Here is a 15,909-nt window from a genome sequence, read left to right on the forward strand (position 1 = left end):
CCGTCTACCAGGGGCTCTGCTACGTCATCAGGCGAACACCGGACCCGCGATCATGCCGTGATCAGCACCCGCCGCCGGAGGATGAAAAGGGGTCACTGATCGCGTTCCCCGTGACTCCCCGCTGTTCCCCCTCGTTTCCCGCTCCATCGGGCACGCGACGGGCACGGCCGGAGAGTCCCCGCGCGACCGAGCAGGCTCCTACCTCAGCTCTCGACAGGCCAGCGGTTAATGGCCCGGCGATCCGAGACCGGGCCTACCCCTTCGTCCGCCATCGGCACACGGAGATGCAGCTGCCCCATCGCAATCCACGAAGCAGAAGCCGGACTATCCCGCAGAGAAATGCGATCTCGAACACTAGGGAGCGCATGGAAGCGGATCTTGTCGCTGGCCGAGTCTATGCTTCCCGCCCATGAGCACAGATGGGACTCCGGTCGTGCATGTCAAGCAGCTGGATGTGGAGGTGGATTACGGGCAGGCCTATCTCGTGGACGAGGGGTGCAGCGTGGGCGGGTTTCGTGAGGTGCCGAACCCTCCCGTGGGGATCATCCGAGTGGAGAAAGGCAGTGCCCTCCTGTTTGTGGGCCCTCAGTGGGGAACGGTGGAGTTCACGGTGGCTGTCGCCGATCGGGATCCGGGTTCTGACCTCGATAGCTACGAAGACATCGTCGAGATCAGTTACGAGTCCCCATCGGGCCGGCTTTCACTGCAGGAGTGGGGAGGAGGGAGGAGGACGCATCCTCTTCCTCCGCTGCCCGCCGGTCCCGGAACATATCGTTTGCGATACCACGTCAGAGGTATGGACGAAGAAATAGCGATCGAAATAGGCGATCACTACTTCCTGCAGATCTGGCCTGAGCCGCCACGTGATCCCACCGTGCTCAAATCTACGAGTCCATCCTTTCAACACTTTCTGGATTCTGAGTGATCCAGGCAGACCGGCTGGAATAGAGCAAGCTGCATCATCAGCTTGGGAACTCTTTCAAGATCACGCGACCTGGGCTGGGGTAACGCTGACCTGGGCATACGCCGGTCGAGTGACCTTGAGTCCCCATGACTCCCCGCTGATCGCCGTAGGAACGGGCACGCAACGGGCACGCAGCCACTGATCCGTAATCGCCGCTGCCGCTGCGCTGGCATTCTGTCGTGCATGCCACATGACGATCTGATCCAGCGCATCCGTAGACGGGCCTGGGATCCCGCACGCCGCCATGACCTGGTCTACGTCCCACTGGACTGGCTCAAACGTGAGTACGGCGAGAACATCAGGAGCCGCATCCACCACACACAGCAGACGCTCCGTGAAGGCGGCAGCACAATGCGACTCAACTTCGACGACCCCACACCTGACCACCTCATCAATGCGGCCTTGGAAGCAGGTGCCTCCGAAGCCGTCAAGTACTTCAGCGACGTCCCACATGCGCCGCCGTACCCGCCGATCTCTGAGACGGATCTGCGGGCCTGCGAGCAACGCATCGGCCAGGAGTTACCCGAGCTCCTGCGGAGGGTGTACACGGAGGTCGGCAACGGCGGCTTCGGCCCCTCCTATGATCTCCTGAGCCTTCCGTCCGGCGGGCACCGGGCATACGAGGCCGGCCCCGACGCGCTCGAAGAGTACGAGAAGCGCCCGGAGGTGAGCAGCGTTCTCGGGTTTCCGCTCGTGGCAGCCGGATGCTCCATGTACTGGTACGTGTCGCTCACTCTGCCCGGTAATCCCGTCTGCCTCTGGGATGGCGACGCATGGGACTTTCCCGACGTGCAGTCGCCCAAGGTTGGCATCGTGGCCATCTGCTCGTCCCTTGCAGAGTGGTTCGACCGCTGGGTGGACGGACGCAACCTGGAAACTTCACATCCTGAGCGCCAGGATCAGCAGGAACGCGACGGCATCGTAAGCGGACGCAACCTGGAAACTTCGCATTCGGGCGATGACTCTTGGGGTATCCCCGAAAATGACCCATGGCTAGCGGCCACGGAATGGGAGTACGGGCTTGAACGCGATCTGACAGATGGCGCCTAATGAGATCGAAGCTCTGCGTTGTCAGCTTGGGAATTGCAGCGATCATGGGCCGCGCACCACGGGTTCCCTGGTCAGCGCCGTTGCCGGACTGGTCGTGAGTGACCGTGGTTGACCCCTCGTTGCCGGGGCTAATGGCACGCTAATGGCACGGCGATCAAGCTGTGGAATGCGGAAATACGCGTGAGAGGTGGGCCAATGCGCGTCACCGTGGATGGACGGCAGGTGACTTCGGAAGCCGATCTTCACCGTCTACTGGCGGGGCCTCTGGACTTCGGCCCGTACTACGGCAACAACCTTGCCGCGCTCTGGGACAGGCTGACTACCGACGTGGAGCGACCGGTGGAGGTGGTGTGGACTCATTGGGAGGAAAGTAAGGCGAACCTGGGCGCTGACCTCTTCGACAAGATCTGCCTGCTCCTCGATGAGGTCCAAGCGCAAGACGTGGAATGGGGCTCGCGCGACCGCTTCGCCTTCGAGTTGCGCACCGCGCACACCCCGCCCGCCTGATCATCCCGTCTGCCGTCGTCCCGCCCGCAGGGGAAGCGGGCCAGGGCCACGGCTACCAGATGGAGCGCCCCACTGGACGAACGATCTGGTAGCCGTGGCCCTGGTCTGCTCGGCTTGTCCCGGGTCGATGGCGGGCGGGATGATCAGGCTTCCACCTTAGCCACCCACGAACCTCAGGCCAGTGCTGCGATCATCCCGGAGCCGGAGTGCCCCCCGCCGGAGGCGTTCTTCACTACGGCCATTGGGGGCGTTCATGAGTTTCGGGACTGACCAGTTCGGGCTGTAAGTGCGCTCAGGCGAGCGCGTCAGCCTCATCGAGTAACGCGGACAGACGTGGGTAACGGCGGCGCATCTCCTCGACGTCGCTGAAGTCCCACATCGCCCCGAGCCTCGGATACTCCCCGATATTCTCTGGCAGGCCGTGCCCCGTGATGCGCTCGTATGCCCTATCAGGGGTGTACATGAATTGCTCGCACTCGCATTCGTCGGAACCGTCGAGTATGCAACTGCGGACCGGTCCGTAGTCTGCCAGGGAATCCGGATTGCCAAGTGCGGCCTCGTAGACCTCACGTCCCTGGCCGACCAGCCAGCAGCGGAAATACTCGAAGCCGTCGTCGGAGCAGCCGGCATTGATCAGGTAGGCAGCTCCCCAAAGGTCGATCCGATGCGCGGCGAGGCGAAGATCGGTGAGGTGGCGGTCGAATGCGACGATCTCCGGTGGGAGTAATCGGCTGAGCCTTGAGGTCAGTTCTTCGCAGTCGTCGTCGGGGCCGGTCGGCGGAGGGCCTTCCGCGAGGATCGCCCAGAAGTCGTCACGAGTCATGATCGGCATTCTGACGTCGCGGCCGAAGCCGTGTACACCCTGTCAGTTGTCCTGCAAAGCAAGAGCAGCGTGAGATCGCGGAGCGGCCCGGGGCGCTGGCGGCCGGGACCGGCCCCCAGGCCGCACGCCCGGCCGCCGAGCGGCAGGAGGGCCGCTCGGCGGCGCGGAGCGCCGCTTGATACCTATGAGAACAATTCGGCAGTGATCCAAGTTAGCGCCAGAACACGTCGGCGAGCGGATGGTAGAACGCTGAGTGTGGACGATCGTCGGGACCGCCTGCGGGCATTGGGTGAGTTGCTCCGACGGCTGCGCAAGGACGCCGGCCTCACAGGGAAGGATCTGGCGTCGCGAGCTGGCCTGACGCAGCCGACGATCTCACAGATCGAAACGGGGCAGTTGCTTCCGCTGCCTGAGACGGTTGATCGTCTCGTAGAGGCCCTGGAGCTATCCAGCGAAGCGCGAGCCGAGTTGCATGTTCTGCTCACCCGCTTGCGTGACGAGGTCGCGCGGCTGAAGGGCGGCTTGGCGGGTCGAGAGTCGGCGAACGCAGCCCGCGTGCGAGCGGCGCATCAGGTGGCCTCGTTTCAATCGGCAATGATGCCGGCTCTCCTCCAGACGGCCGATTACGCGCGGTTGGCGCTCGCGATCGGGAGGGACCTCGACGAAGATGCCGTGTCCCGAGCTGCGGCCGTACGCGTCGAGGCGCAGAGCATCCTCTTCCAGGCAGGGCGGGAGTTCGCGTTCGTCCTCACGGAGGGGGCTGTGCGGACCTGGCCAGGGCCGGCCTCTCTGATACAGGCGCAGCTTGATCGACTGGTTCAGGTGTCCACGCTGCCGCATGTGCGAATCGGCGTCGTTCCGTGGTCGGTGCAGGTGCCCCGCTTCCCTCTTCACGGGTTCACCATCTTTGATGGAACGGCCAGCATGGTCGAGAGCCTGACCGCTGAGCACACCTTGACCGACGTCGACGATGTGCGGGTTCACGTCGAGACCTTCGAGGCGTTCGCGGAGGTTGCTGTCTACGGGGAGGAGATGAGGACGTTGCTGGCTCGCATCAGCACGGAGTTTCAGCAACTCGACACTCGCTCGAACTGACTTATTTATAAGTGGAATAGCTTGAGCTGCGGCCATGATGGCTCATACGCTGACGGCATGGATGTATAGCCCCCTAGACATCGGAGCCGTCCATGTCCTCCTGGCGCGGGACCCGAGTGTTCCTCGGCTCGGCCATCTCGGTGCTCGAAGCTCGCCGCTTCGTCGCCGCATTCCTCCCGACCTGGCCAGACCTCGACGACGCCGTCCTCATCGTGAGCGAGCTGGCGACCAACGCCGTACGGCACACCAACAGCGGTCGCCCTGGTGGTCGCTTCATCGTCTCCCTCGAAGTCATCGGCTCGACCTTGGGTGTGGCCGTACAGGATGAGGGCGGGCTGCGCTCCCCTCGGCTGCTCCCGCTGTCTCCGACCGAGATGGGCGGGCGGGGCCTGGCGCTGGTCTCGGGCCTGTCCGCGAAGTGGGGCGTGGTCGGCGACGAGAACGGACGAACCGTGTGGGCCGTCCTGGAAGCGGCGCCCTTCGCCATGGTGCGGTCCTGATGTGCTTCGCTCCACACCCGGCGCCCCTGCGGCCCGAGTACCAAGAGATCGACTGGCAGACTCCCCGGCGAGACGGGCGGGTTCGCGTGGTCGAGTGGACCTGTGACTGTAGGCGGCCCGTGTACGAACTGTGCGGCTCGGGCGGTCTGTACTATCTCCGCAGAACCGCCCAAGGAGAACGGGCCGCCGAGTCCGGGCGGGCCATCTGGGCGGAAACCCACAGGCTGTGGATAGCGCTCCTGACTGGTCGAGCGCGTTGACGCGCGGCGTCCCCAGACGGCGATCAGCGATTCGGGCAGTAAGTCGAGTAACCGGCGAAACCCTAAAGTCTGTGCTGTCAAGAGGGATAGACGGTGATTCGTCTAGGGGCCTAGACTCGGTGGAGCACCACGGAAAGGGAACCACCGTGCCACCGAGTGACCTTGAGCGGATCGCCGCGATCGACGATCCCTACTTGCTGATCCGCCAGGCCACCGAGCGACTGAGCGCGGCCCAACAGGAAGTGACCGAGCTAGCACGGCTTCGCCGCCGAGTGATCCAGGAGCTTCACGCGCAGGGCATCTCCTATGCCCAGATCGCGCAGCAGGCTGGCCTGTCCCGCGGGCGTATCCACCAGATCAAGCACACGGGGCCGGCGCCTGAGGGAGTCTTCCTCGGTACAGGCACGATCACGCTGGCTACGCCTCTCAAGCGGGAGGCCAACAACGCTCGTCCCGTCGTCGCCATGGAGGACGTCACCGCCGCCAAGCGCCTGGAGGACCTGGCACGCGGCTTCGATCTGTCCATCAACCTCGAACACGTCCCCCTCGATGGCGACTTCGACCTGAATCGGCCGAACCTCATCGTGATCTGCGGGCCGAGGCTCTCCCCCGTCATGGGGGCGCTGTACGAGTCGGACCCGGTGCTGGAGTGGGTCAAAGACGGCGCCTGGACGCTACGGGACCGGCGTACCGGCGAGACGTACCGCTCGGGAGAGGACTCCGATCCGGTGCGCCCGATCGACTATGCGTACCTCGGTCGACTGTCCCGTCCGGACGGCAGGGGGAACCTCCTGGTGTTCACCGGCATCCATCCTCAGGGCACCCTTGGCGTGGTCGATCTGATCACGTCCGAGATCGCGACGCTGTGGGGGCAGGTCGGCGAGGAGCGGTTCTCCACCGTGGTCGGGGTGGAGTACGACCCGGAGACCGGGGAACCCGTCAGGGCGGAACTGGCAAGTCCGCTCTACCGCCACGACGAGGAGAATTAACCGTGCGCGTCGCCCTCGCCACCCAAGCGGCCCCCGGCCGTCCCAACGAGGATTTCGCCGGTGCCACGCCCGGTGCGGCCGTCCTCCTCGACGGCGTGGGCACGCCGACCGGCTCGGACTCGGGATGCACGCATGGTGTCCCCTGGTACGTGCAGGCGCTCGGCTCGACGCTGCTCGCCGGGATGAACCAGAGTGAGGGCTCGCTGACGGAGGTGCTGGCCGACGGCATCAAGGCCGTCGCCTCGATGCACGACTTCGCGTGCGATCTCAGCCATCCTGGCTCGCCGTCCGCGACTGTGGTCATGCTGCGCCGTACGGCAAGTGCAGTCGACTGGCTCGTCCTGGCTGACTCGGTCCTCGTCCTGGACGTCATCGGCGCCGCCGAACCTATGGTGATCTGCGACGACCGCGAAGCTCAGGTCGGCGAACGCTATCGGAAGGCCATGGACGCCCTGGCGGCCGACACTGTCGAGCACGTCGCGGCGCACCGCGCCTACGTGGAGACCCTTCGCGATCACCGCAACAGGGATGGTGGGTTCTGGGTAGCGGCGGTTGACCCGTTGGCCGCCGACCAGGCGCTGACCGGGACCGTGCCCGCCGAGAGTGTGAGAGCCGCCGCGCTGCTCAGCGACGGCGCCTCCCGACTGGTCGACCGCTTCGAGCTGATCACCTGGAGACAGGCCCTCGATCTGTTCGACGAGTCAGGACCGGACGAGCTGATCCGGCGCGTCCGTGAAGCGGAGGCCCGCGACCTGGACGGTGCCCGGTGGCCTCGCGGCAAGACGTTCGATGACGCGACCGCCATCTACTGGACGTTCTCCTAAGCAAATTCGTCCACCCCCCTAGACAGTTTCCGACCGTCGATTTACCTTCAGTGCATAGCCCCCTAGACACCGACCTCGGAAGCGGACCCGCCGCACTGTCTAGGGGGATATACAGGAGGTAGAGAACGATGGCCATCCAAGGCCCCATCCCCATCGGCTTCGACCAGGTCTTCCCTCACGGCTGCTATCTCGTCGGCGAGGTCGAGCAGGTCAAGGACTTCGACGCCTCGGCCAACGGCCGTACCGTCTTCGCCAAGGACAAGGTCACGGGAGAGCTGGTCTGGCAGGTCGCCGTCATGGACGCCGACCCCGCCGCCAAAATCTCCCAGAAGACCGTCGCCGTGAAGATCCTGGCCCCGACCCAGCCCGTTGCCCCGCCTGCGGCGCCCGGACTCCCGATCGTCCCCGTGGAGTTCGACGGGATGACCGTCACGCCGTACGTCGCACAGAACACCGGACGCCTCGCCTACTCGATCCGCGCGACCGGGATGCGCGCTCCTCGCACCCACGCCAAGCCCAAGGACCAGGCATGAAGCGCCCCCGCCCGGTCTCGGTGATCACTCTCAAGTCGAGCGGCCCGTTCAGCGCCAAGTCCCACCCCTACCCGCGCAGGACCCCGGTCCTCGCCCTCGACTTCGACGCCATCTCGGTCCTGGTCACCACGTCCCACAGCAACCAGATCACCCCCGCCGACGTCACGTTCGCCCGCGAGCTGGCCAAGGAAGCCGCGGCCTTCGCCGTCGCGGTGGAGCGCATGTTCCGCTCCCTGCCCACCCCCACGGAGACACCGAAATGAGCCGCACGGTCAGCAGCCACTCCTTCAAGAGCGGCGAGAGGGCATGGGCAACCTGCCACACCTACAGCAACCGATCTCCGATCTTGGCCCTCTACATGGGCCCGTTCAACGTGTCGTTCTGTCCGGCCATCCCGGACGAGGTGACGGATGCCGACCTCTCGTTCGCCAGGGATCTGGCCAGGAGCGCGGCCGCCTACCTCGCCGCGTGCGAGCGCTTCCACACCAAGCAGGCGTGATCTGCAAGCGGGCCGCCAGAAGCGCCAACTTCCGGCGGCCCTGGTTCTCCCCTGGGTTCTCACATCGAGGAAGGCCCCCAGCCTAATGTTGAAGAAACTGCCCGGCGATCCGGTCTCCGGCCTGGTCTCCACCACCCCCGACACCGCAGTCGTCTTCCGCCCCGCCATCGTCCAGACCCCCGCGATCGTCACCATCCTGATCTTCGCGGTCCGCCTGATCATCGGCCTAGTCCGGTCCTTCTGGCGGCACCCCATCGCCTCGGCCGTGGCCGTCGCCCCCAGCACGATCTTCAGCCTGTACGGCTGGCGCCTGGCGCTGGTCGTCGTCGCGGTCCCGATCGCCCTGATCGGGCCATGGGCCATCATCTATCCCAAGGTCGTCCTTCCCTGGATCGGTTACCGCCTTCTCGCCTGGTGGCGCCTCGTCTGGATCTACCGGCGCCACTGGCAACCCGTCATGGTCGTCTCCGGACTCGGCCGCCACATCAAGGGCCGCGACTACCTGCCCCGTCTCCTCCGCGTCACCTGCACCTCGTGGGCGGACGTCGTCACGGTGAAGATGCTCGACGGACAGGCGGCCAAGGACTGGGCCGACCGCATCGAGCACCTCGCCCACGGCTTCGGCGCCCCCTCATGCCGAGTCAGCGTCGAACGAGCGGGCCGACTCCTGCTGACCTTCCCGCGTCGCGATCCCCTCGCCGGACCCCTGCCCGCCGTACCGCTGCCTGAGGCAGCCACGGTCGGACCGGTCGAGATCGGACAGACCGAGGACGGCAAGCCGTGGCTTCTCAAGCTGCACGGCACACACGTCCTGGTCGCTGGCGCCACGGGAGCAGGGAAGGGCTCGATCCTCTGGTCAGCGATCCGCGGCCTCATCCCGGCCGTCTGGACAGGGCTGGCTGAGATCTGGGCCTTGGATCCCAAGCTCATGGAGCTGTCATTCGGCCGCGCCATCTTCGGCGACCGCTACGCTGCCGACCCGGCCGACTGCGCCGACCTGCTCGACGAGGCGGTCAAGGTCATGCAGGAGCGGGCCGGCCGCTTCGCCGGAGTCCAGCGTGACCACGTCCCCACCGTGCAAGACCCCTTCGTCCTGGTCGTGGTCGACGAGATCGCGTTCCTGACCGCCTACCAGTCCGATCGGGCACTGCGACAGCGGATCTCCGCCGCGCTGGCCACCCTCACGACGCAGGGCCGCGCGGTCGGCGTCGGGGTCCTGGCCGCTCTCCAGGACCCGCGCAAAGATGTGATCACCATCCGGAACCTGTTCCCCGACAAGATCGCGCTCCGGCTCGACGAGTCCGAACAAGTCGACATGGTCCTCGGCGACGGTGCGAGAGACAGAGGAGCGCTGGCCGACCACATCTCCCCCATCCCCCACCAGGGCGCCGGCGTCGCCTACATACGGCTGGAGTCGTCGCCCGACCCGATCAGGGCCCGCGCCGCCTACGTCTCCGACGAGGACATTCGCTACATGGCGGCCCTCTTCGAGGAGGCCATGTGACCAACGGAGCCGACCGCAACCTCCCCCGCCTCGTCCGCGACACCATGCCCCTCGTCCTGGACGTCGCCATCGAGATCGCCAAGTCCAACGGCGTGTGCATCCGCCCCATCGAAGTCCGCCGCCAGGACGTCCTCACCGGCAAGATCGAACCCTTCGACCTCCCCTGCGGCTCCACGCAGGAAGCCAAGTGCCCACCGTGCGCCAAGCGCAACCAGCAGCTCCGCAAGGCGCAGTGCCGGGAGGGCTGGCACCTCGACCACGAACCGACCGCTGACCCGGCCGCGGCCACCGATGAGCAACGCTGGCTAGTCGAGTTCCGCGCCGACGTCCAAGCCAAGCGCGACCAGGCGGAGGAAGACGTCGAGGACTGGGACGCCGCGATCGTCGCCATCGACGCGGAGATCAACGAGGCGGGCATGCGCGGAAACGTCCTCGGCCGCCGCCAGATCGCCAGGCGAACCCGCTCGACCAGGCGCCGCCAGGACGCCCCGGATCTTCCCAAGCGAACGCGTAGGCCGACCACTCTCGGCCGCACCTTCACCAGCCCACAGGGCCAGGTCTACCGGCCCTCGATGTTCGTCACGCTGACCCTTCCGTCCTACGGCAAGATCCGCCAGGGCGCACCCGCAGACCCCACCAGCTACGACTACCGACGAGCAGCTCGCGATGCCCTGCACTTCTCCAAGCTCGTCGACCGCTTCGTGCAGAACCTCCGCCGCGTGGCCGGCTACGACGTCCAGTACTTCGCCAGCGTCGAACCACAGAAGCGCCTCGCCCCACATCTCCACATGGCCATCCGCGGCACCCTGCCGCGCGCCGAGATGAAGCAGATCGCCGCCGCGACCTATCACCAGGTCTGGTGGCCACCGGCCGACGAAGTGAAGCACGACCGCGAGAATTTACCCGTCTGGAGCGACGAAGACGGCTACCTCAACCCGGCGACGGGAGAGATCCTGCCCACCTGGGACCAGGCGCTCGACGACCTGGAGGAGCCGCAGCATGTCGTCCGCTTCGGAGAGCAGGCTGACGTGCAAGGCGTCCTCGCCGGAAGCCCCGCCGCCAACAAGGCCCTCGGCTACCTGACCAAGTACCTCACCAAGTCACTCGGCGACCCGCTCGACCCCGACGACGAGGACGACCAGGCCCGCCGCGACCACGTCACCCGCATGGTCGACGCCCTGCGCTACGAACCGTGCTCGCCCACCTGCCCCAACTGGCTCCGCTACGGCGTCCAGCCCAAAGACGCCAAGCGGGGAATGACTCCCGGCCACTGCCGCGGCAAAGCACACCGACCCGAACACCTCGGCTACGCAGGCCGCCGCGTCCTGGTCTCCCGCAAGTGGTCCAACAAGACCCTCCGCGAACATAAGCAGGACCGCCGCGCCTGGGCCCTGGAACTCCTCGGCCTCACGACCCCGCCGCCAACGACCGGCACCGCTACATCTGGCGCCCGGTCTCCGGCAGCGACCCAACCCGCACGACCAGAGCCGAACAGCTCCTACGAGGCATCGCCCGACGTCAACAGTTCTGCGCAAGTCTCCTCGCCCTCGAAGCCAGAGCGACAGGCGAACCACCTCCAACCCTCTCTGCGATGAAGGGCGAGGTGGCCGCATGACCACACCTCGCGACCTCATACAGGGCAAGTTGCTCACCGTCGAGGAGGCGGCCGAACGGCTCAACACCAGCGTCCGTTTCCCCCGCCGCCTGATCGAGGAACGTCGCATCACCTTCGTCCACGTCGGACGCAAGGTCCGTATCCCCGAAGCTGCCCTTGAAGCGTTCATCGCCGACGGCGTCGTCCACCCGATCACGACACCGCGCAGAAAGGCCGCGTGATGACCAGGACTGCCCTTGCCACTCCTGACGACGAGCCTCCTCGCCGAGCGCGAAAGAAGAAGTCCACCAAGCGGCGCTTCGGACGCGTTCGGCAACTTCCCTCCGGCCGATATCAAGCGCGCTACGCCGGTCCTGACGGGGTCGACCGCCCGGCGCCCGAGACGTTCGCGACCAAGACCGACGCCGAAGTCTGGCTTACCAAGATCGAGTCCGAAATCCTCGACGGTGACTGGATCGACCCGGACGCAGGCAAGGTCAAGCTCGGCAAGTACGCACAAGACTGGATCGACGAGCGGCCGAACCTCCGCCCTCGCACGATCGAGCTGTACGGCTACCTGCGGCGCACGCATCTCGTTCCGACCTTCGGAGAGAAGGCGATGAACGAGATCAAGGAGCCACATGTCCGGCGCTGGCGTAAGAAGCTGCTTGACGGCGGAGTCAGCGAGGTCACGGTGGCAAAGGCGTACCGGCTCCTCAAGGCGATCTTCACGACCGCCGTCGATGACCAGCTCATCAAACGCAATCCATGCCGCATCAAGGGTGCGGGACAGGAGAAGTCGGCCGAGCGCCGAGTCCTCTCGGTTCGGCAGGTGTACAAGCTCGTCGAGGTCATCGAGCAGCGGTACCGCGCTCTGGTGCTGCTCGGCACGTTCGCAAGTCTGCGTTGGGGCGAACTGGCCGGCCTTCAGCGACGTGACATCGATCTCGACGCCGGAACCATCCGCGTGGAACGCCAGCTGATCCAGATCACCGGAAAAGGGCTCGTGTTCACCGACCCCAAGTCGGAGGCGGGCAAACGAACTGTGGTGATCCCCGAGCTGATCATTGATGAGCTTCGCGCCCACCTGAAGGACTTCACCCAGGAGGGTGACGAGGGCTTGGTCTTCGTCGGGCCCGACGAAGGCCCGATTCGCAACAGCAACTTCAACCGCCGCGTCTGGCCCAAGGCGTTGGAGGATGCGGGCCTACCGAAGATCCACTTTCACGACCTCCGGCACACCGGCAACAACCTCGCCGCCAACGCCGGAGCCTCGATCCGCGAGCTGATGACCCGCATGGGCCACTCCAGCACGCGCGCCGCGATGATCTACCAGCACTCCACCGACGAACGCCAACGCGAAGTGGCGCGCAAGCTCGACGACCTCGCCCGAGGGGCGCTCAAGGACCGATCGGGCACGTGACGGGCACGCCTCCCAAATTCCTCCCAAACACACAGAAGCCCAGGGCAGACGATCATGTCTGACCTGGGCTTTTTCGCAGGTGGAGAGAGGTGGAGCCTAGGAGATTCGAACTCCTGACATCCTGCTTGCAAAGCAGGCGCTCTGCCAACTGAGCTAAGGCCCCGAAACGCCATCTGACCTGCAAAACATCAGCACGGTCGCGCGCGTTCCGACTGTACACCGTAGCAACAGCATACGGTGTACCGCCACTCGATCCCCGCCCCACCAAGGGAAGGCGCGTCCTGATCAGCGAAAGGCGACAGGACCCCACGGCCCCAAGCCGAGGAACAGCCCGAACGGCCTGAAGGATTCGGAGGAGGCAGGATCCGCGCCCGCCTGGTTCGGGAGCGAGGGTGAGGAAGAGGGTGAGGGCGACGGCGAGGGGGCGAGCGAGAACGTGAGAGAGGGCGTCTGCCCGGCTCCTTCCTGCCTGCACGAGAGGCCGAGGACCGAGCTGGGGTATCCACCGGCGTATCCGGACACCGTCCGGCCCGGCGGGATGCGGCAGAGGTAGCCGGGCGACTCGGCGTCATTCGGAACGATCCTGAACTCGGTCAGGAGCTCACCGGTGGTGGGCGCTCCCTCGTAGGACTCGCAGTGCACCCCCATGATGGCGAAGGACACGTCCTCCTGCATGATCTCGAGGCACCCGTAGGTGGGGGTCGCGGCGTGGGCGGGGGTGGCGAACAGGCTGGCCGTGCCGAGGACAAGCACAGCGGAAACGTGCGGAAGACGCATGAGGCACCTCTCACAGGTGAGTCCGTGGTGATCAGTGAGAGATCACGCAATGCGGCCTACCCGACTACAGAGAGTGACTAACCGCGCGCTTTCGCAATCTGTGGGTCATAGTTGCGCTCTCCGCCGAGGACCACCTCGGGGAGCTCGGTCAGCGCATGGAGCAGGTGCGTGGCGCCGCCGTTCACCAGGCGGTCCCGGCTGTGGACGCCGGTCATCAGGCCGGCCACCACCGAGGCCCCTGACCTTCGCCCCGCCAGCATGTCGTTCTCGGAGTCGCCCACCACCGCGACCTGCCTGACGTCCTCGATCCCCAGGCGGAGCACCGCGTGGAGGATCATGTCGGGCCATGGACGCCCGCGTCCGGCGTCTTCGGGGCAGATGGCGAGGTCGACCTTGTCGTGCCAGCCCAGCACGCTCAGCACCCTGCTCAGGGTCGTTCTGCTGAAGCCTGTGACTAACGCGACGTGGAGCCCCGCGCCCCTGAGTTTGTCGAAGACCTCGACGACTCCGGGCATGGGGACGAGACCCGCCCGCTCGATGGCGCCCTCGTAGGAGCGTTCGAACGTCAGGTTCGCGGCCTGTGCCTGGGCCTCGTTCCCCGGGAAGATCCCGCGGAAGACTTCGATCTTCGGGCACCCTCGGGACCGGTGCACGTGGACCATGGCCCGCGCGTACGCACCGGTCCCTGGGACGATGCCCTGGGTGGCGATCGCCTCGGCGAAAGCTCGTTCGACCGTGGCGATGTCGCCGATCGTGGTGCCGGCGAGGTCGAGACAGACCAGCTTGATGGGGCCGATGTCGGTCATACCCTCGTCGCCACGATCGTTAGTTCTCGCTGCCGGTTGCCTCGGTCCAGAGGTCGAGCTCGGCGCGGTCGGCCTGAACCTTGCGCCAGATGAGCAGCCCCCCGAGGGCGAGCAGCGCCAGAACGAGCACCTTCTTCACGGTGTGACCCCACTTCTTCGACGGTCTCACCTGCCGGGGTGAGACAACGCCCGGTTGCAACGGTTGCAAGGCAGCCTAGCAAGGCTTGGCCGTGCTCCCCCGGGTGCGGACCTATCCAGTTCTACCCAATCTTCCGATACGACGGTGCACAGGGCCACGCCGAAAGGTTTGCAAACCCCCAGGGGGTATGTTACGTTCACCGGCGTCAAGATACCCCCTAGGGGTACAAGCCAGAGGAGTGGACATGCCGCAACACAACAGGTGGTGGGCGCTGGTCGTGCTCGCCGCCGCACAGTTCATGGTGATCATGGATACCTCGATCATCGGCGTCGCCCTTCCCGAGATGCAGCGTGACCTCGGGTTCAGCCAGGGCGGGCTGCAGTGGGTCTTCAACGCCTACGTGGTCGCCTTCGGCGGCCTGCTCCTGCTGGGCGGCAGGCTGTCCGACCTGTTCGGCGCCCGCAAGATCTTCACCATCGGCTGGGTCGTCCTGACCGCGGGCTCGGTCGTGGCGGCCTTCGCCACGTCCGCGTGGGTGGAGATTCTCGGGCGCGCCGTCCAGGGTGTCGGCGGGGCGCTGATCGCGCCCGCCGCGATGACGCTGCTCATGATGCTGTTCGGGCACAACCCGCGCGAGCTGGGCAAGGCCATGGCCCTGTACGGCGCGGCCGCCCCCGCGGGCGGTACGGCGGGCGTCTTCCTCGGCGGCGTCATCACCGAGTACCTCAGCTGGCCGTGGGTGTTCATCGTGTACATCCCGATCGGCCTGATCACCCTCGCGGCCATCCCGGCGCTGCTGCCCGCCACGCAGGGCAAGCGGGGCTCGGTGGACGTGTTCGGCGCGGTCACCGTCACGGCGGGCATCGCCCTGACCGTCTACACGATCGTGAAGGCCCCCGAGCAGTCGCTGACCACGACGCTGATCGAGGCCGCGGGCGCGATCGTCCTGCTCGTCGCGTTCCTGCTGACCCAGCGCAGCGTGCGCGAGCCGCTCATGCCGCTGAAGATCTGGAAGACCCCCGGCCTGGCCCCCGCGAACCTGGCCATGGCGCTGCTCGGAGCCGCCTGGATCCCGATGTGGTACTTCCTCAACCTGTTCCTGCAGCAGGACCTCGGCTACGGCGCCTTCGCCAGCGGCGCGGCGCTGCTCCCGATGACGGTCGCGGTCATGATCTTCATGATCGGCATCACCGCGAGGCTGCTCGGCCGGTTCGGCGCCAAGCCGCTCATCGTGCTCGGGCTGGCCGTCCTGGCGGTGGGCGTCGGCGGGCTGGCCTTCAGCGGCTCGGCCTTCCTGCCTGCCAGCCTGGTCGCCGCGGTCGGGATGTCCCTGGCGTACATCCCCGCGATGATGTCGGCGCTGTCGGGGGTGCGGCCCGAGGAGAGCGGGCTGGCCTCGGGGATCGTCAACACCACCTACAACGTGGGGTCGGCGCTGGGACTGGCCGTCATGACCGCGATCGCCACCTCGCAGGAGAACGGATTCGACGCCGCCTTCGTCGGCGCGGGCGTGGTGGCCGCGGCGGGCGCGCTGCTCACCCTGGTCCTCATGCGGCGGCCCGCGCAGGTCCCGCAGGAGCAGCCCGCGCACGTCTAGATTCCCCGTACGGCAAGCCGCCGAG

At 66.3% G+C, this 15,909-nt stretch carries 19 protein-coding genes and 1 tRNA gene; 15 read left to right on the forward strand and 5 right to left on the reverse strand.

Translation table 11 applies throughout. The features are described 5' to 3' along the window. The first annotated feature begins 409 nt into the window (after nucleotides 1-409). From ABFX50_RS27525 to ABFX50_RS27535, 3 genes are all read left to right on the forward strand, one after another. Nucleotides 410-925 (forward strand): hypothetical protein, encoded by a 516-nt coding sequence (locus ABFX50_RS27525; RefSeq protein ID WP_346150223.1) that lies wholly within the window; start codon nucleotides 410-412, stop codon nucleotides 923-925. A 222-nt stretch (nucleotides 926-1,147) separates the two neighbouring features. Next, entirely contained in the window at nucleotides 1,148-2,014 is an 867-nt protein-coding gene (locus ABFX50_RS27530; RefSeq protein ID WP_346150224.1) for an SMI1/KNR4 family protein, read from the forward strand. Between the two features lie 195 nt (nucleotides 2,015-2,209). Then, on the forward strand, nucleotides 2,210-2,521 hold the full coding sequence (locus tag ABFX50_RS27535; RefSeq protein ID WP_346150225.1) for a barstar family protein: 312 nt from the start codon (nucleotides 2,210-2,212) through the stop codon (nucleotides 2,519-2,521). A 292-nt stretch (nucleotides 2,522-2,813) separates the two neighbouring features. Here ABFX50_RS27535 and ABFX50_RS27540 read toward each other — a convergent pair whose 3' ends face one another. Continuing rightward, complete coding sequence (locus tag ABFX50_RS27540) at nucleotides 2,814-3,344, reverse strand: DUF4240 domain-containing protein (RefSeq protein WP_346150226.1); 531 nt, start codon at nucleotides 3,342-3,344, stop codon at nucleotides 2,814-2,816. Nucleotides 3,345-3,599: 255 nt separating this feature from the next. On the opposite strand from ABFX50_RS27540, the gene ABFX50_RS27545 reads away from it, so the two are divergent. From ABFX50_RS27545 to ABFX50_RS27595, 11 genes are all read left to right on the forward strand, one after another. Further along, nucleotides 3,600-4,439 (forward strand): helix-turn-helix domain-containing protein, encoded by an 840-nt coding sequence (locus ABFX50_RS27545; protein ID WP_346150227.1) that lies wholly within the window; start codon nucleotides 3,600-3,602, stop codon nucleotides 4,437-4,439. A 92-nt stretch (nucleotides 4,440-4,531) separates the two neighbouring features. Next, nucleotides 4,532-4,939, forward strand: a complete 408-nt coding sequence (locus ABFX50_RS27550; protein WP_346150228.1) for an ATP-binding protein — start codon at nucleotides 4,532-4,534, stop codon at nucleotides 4,937-4,939. 379 nt (nucleotides 4,940-5,318) lie between these two features. Further along, nucleotides 5,319-6,188 carry a sigma factor-like helix-turn-helix DNA-binding protein gene (locus tag ABFX50_RS27555; RefSeq protein WP_346150229.1) on the forward strand — a complete coding sequence of 290 codons (870 nt, stop codon included), beginning with the start codon at nucleotides 5,319-5,321 and terminating at the stop codon, nucleotides 6,186-6,188. 2 nt (nucleotides 6,189-6,190) lie between these two features. Continuing rightward, on the forward strand, nucleotides 6,191-7,012 hold the full coding sequence (locus tag ABFX50_RS27560; RefSeq protein ID WP_346150230.1) for a protein phosphatase 2C domain-containing protein: 822 nt from the start codon (nucleotides 6,191-6,193) through the stop codon (nucleotides 7,010-7,012). 128 nt (nucleotides 7,013-7,140) lie between these two features. Continuing rightward, on the forward strand, nucleotides 7,141-7,545 hold the full coding sequence (locus tag ABFX50_RS27565; RefSeq protein ID WP_346150231.1) for a plasmid replication, integration and excision activator: 405 nt from the start codon (nucleotides 7,141-7,143) through the stop codon (nucleotides 7,543-7,545). Then, nucleotides 7,542-7,808 (forward strand): hypothetical protein, encoded by a 267-nt coding sequence (locus tag ABFX50_RS27570; protein WP_346150232.1) that lies wholly within the window; start codon nucleotides 7,542-7,544, stop codon nucleotides 7,806-7,808. Before ABFX50_RS27565 ends, ABFX50_RS27570 begins: the two co-directional genes overlap by 4 nt. Continuing rightward, on the forward strand, nucleotides 7,805-8,044 hold the full coding sequence (locus tag ABFX50_RS27575) for a hypothetical protein (protein ID WP_346150233.1): 240 nt from the start codon (nucleotides 7,805-7,807) through the stop codon (nucleotides 8,042-8,044). The genes ABFX50_RS27570 and ABFX50_RS27575 overlap by 4 nt, the downstream gene beginning before the upstream one ends. A gap of 85 nt (nucleotides 8,045-8,129) precedes the next feature. Beyond that, entirely contained in the window at nucleotides 8,130-9,548 is a 1,419-nt protein-coding gene (locus ABFX50_RS27580; RefSeq protein ID WP_346150234.1) for an FtsK/SpoIIIE domain-containing protein, read from the forward strand. Further along, on the forward strand, nucleotides 9,545-11,143 hold the full coding sequence (locus tag ABFX50_RS27585; protein ID WP_346150235.1) for a replication initiator: 1,599 nt from the start codon (nucleotides 9,545-9,547) through the stop codon (nucleotides 11,141-11,143). The genes ABFX50_RS27580 and ABFX50_RS27585 overlap by 4 nt, the downstream gene beginning before the upstream one ends. A gap of 16 nt (nucleotides 11,144-11,159) precedes the next feature. Further along, a complete protein-coding gene (locus tag ABFX50_RS27590) occupies nucleotides 11,160-11,384 on the forward strand; it encodes a helix-turn-helix domain-containing protein (RefSeq protein ID WP_192778829.1) in 225 nt (74 codons plus the stop codon). After that, entirely contained in the window at nucleotides 11,384-12,565 is a 1,182-nt protein-coding gene (locus tag ABFX50_RS27595; protein WP_346150236.1) for a tyrosine-type recombinase/integrase, read from the forward strand. Before ABFX50_RS27590 ends, ABFX50_RS27595 begins: the two co-directional genes overlap by 1 nt. 90 nt (nucleotides 12,566-12,655) lie before the next feature. Here the strand turns inward: ABFX50_RS27595 and ABFX50_RS27600 are convergent. The 4 genes from ABFX50_RS27600 to ABFX50_RS27615 all read right to left on the reverse strand — a co-directional run bounded on the left by ABFX50_RS27600 (nucleotide 12,656) and on the right by ABFX50_RS27615 (nucleotide 14,287). Further along, nucleotides 12,656-12,728, reverse strand: a tRNA-Ala gene (locus ABFX50_RS27600). A 122-nt stretch (nucleotides 12,729-12,850) separates the two neighbouring features. Next, a complete protein-coding gene (locus tag ABFX50_RS27605) occupies nucleotides 12,851-13,318 on the reverse strand; it encodes a hypothetical protein (protein ID WP_346150237.1) in 468 nt (155 codons plus the stop codon). A gap of 101 nt (nucleotides 13,319-13,419) precedes the next feature. Then, on the reverse strand, nucleotides 13,420-14,148 hold the full coding sequence (locus ABFX50_RS27610; RefSeq protein WP_346150238.1) for an HAD-IA family hydrolase: 729 nt from the start codon (nucleotides 14,146-14,148) through the stop codon (nucleotides 13,420-13,422). Between the two features lie 19 nt (nucleotides 14,149-14,167). Further along, nucleotides 14,168-14,287 carry a DLW-39 family protein gene (locus tag ABFX50_RS27615; protein ID WP_312895735.1) on the reverse strand — a complete coding sequence of 40 codons (120 nt, stop codon included), beginning with the start codon at nucleotides 14,285-14,287 and terminating at the stop codon, nucleotides 14,168-14,170. A gap of 244 nt (nucleotides 14,288-14,531) precedes the next feature. On the opposite strand from ABFX50_RS27615, the gene ABFX50_RS27620 reads away from it, so the two are divergent. After that, nucleotides 14,532-15,884 (forward strand): MFS transporter, encoded by a 1,353-nt coding sequence (locus tag ABFX50_RS27620; RefSeq protein WP_346150239.1) that lies wholly within the window; start codon nucleotides 14,532-14,534, stop codon nucleotides 15,882-15,884. Nucleotides 15,885-15,909 lie beyond the last annotated feature (25 nt).

It is taken from the genome of Nonomuraea recticatena (genome assembly GCF_039533245.1).
GTDB classification, from domain to species: Bacteria; Actinomycetota; Actinomycetes; order Streptosporangiales; family Streptosporangiaceae; genus Nonomuraea; species Nonomuraea roseola.

Bases quoted from the DNA above. Each gene is read 5' to 3' on its own strand.
- ABFX50_RS27525 (WP_346150223.1), top strand. From the start codon at position 410: ATGAGCACAGATGGGACTCCGGTCGTGCATGTCAAGCAGCTGGATGTG.
- ABFX50_RS27530 (WP_346150224.1), top strand. From the start codon at position 1,148: ATGCCACATGACGATCTGATCCAGCGCATCCGTAGACGGGCCTGGGAT.
- ABFX50_RS27535 (WP_346150225.1), top strand. From the start codon at position 2,210: ATGCGCGTCACCGTGGATGGACGGCAGGTGACTTCGGAAGCCGATCTT.
- ABFX50_RS27540 (WP_346150226.1), bottom strand. From the start codon at position 3,344: ATGACTCGTGACGACTTCTGGGCGATCCTCGCGGAAGGCCCTCCGCCG.
- ABFX50_RS27550 (WP_346150228.1), top strand. From the start codon at position 4,532: ATGTCCTCCTGGCGCGGGACCCGAGTGTTCCTCGGCTCGGCCATCTCG.
- ABFX50_RS27565 (WP_346150231.1), top strand. From the start codon at position 7,141: ATGGCCATCCAAGGCCCCATCCCCATCGGCTTCGACCAGGTCTTCCCT.
- ABFX50_RS27570 (WP_346150232.1), top strand. From the start codon at position 7,542: ATGAAGCGCCCCCGCCCGGTCTCGGTGATCACTCTCAAGTCGAGCGGC.
- ABFX50_RS27575 (WP_346150233.1), top strand. From the start codon at position 7,805: ATGAGCCGCACGGTCAGCAGCCACTCCTTCAAGAGCGGCGAGAGGGCA.
- ABFX50_RS27580 (WP_346150234.1), top strand. From the start codon at position 8,130: ATGTTGAAGAAACTGCCCGGCGATCCGGTCTCCGGCCTGGTCTCCACC.
- ABFX50_RS27590 (WP_192778829.1), top strand. From the start codon at position 11,160: ATGACCACACCTCGCGACCTCATACAGGGCAAGTTGCTCACCGTCGAG.
- ABFX50_RS27595 (WP_346150236.1), top strand. From the start codon at position 11,384: ATGACCAGGACTGCCCTTGCCACTCCTGACGACGAGCCTCCTCGCCGA.
- ABFX50_RS27610 (WP_346150238.1), bottom strand. From the start codon at position 14,148: ATGACCGACATCGGCCCCATCAAGCTGGTCTGTCTCGACCTCGCCGGC.
- ABFX50_RS27620 (WP_346150239.1), top strand. From the start codon at position 14,532: ATGCCGCAACACAACAGGTGGTGGGCGCTGGTCGTGCTCGCCGCCGCA.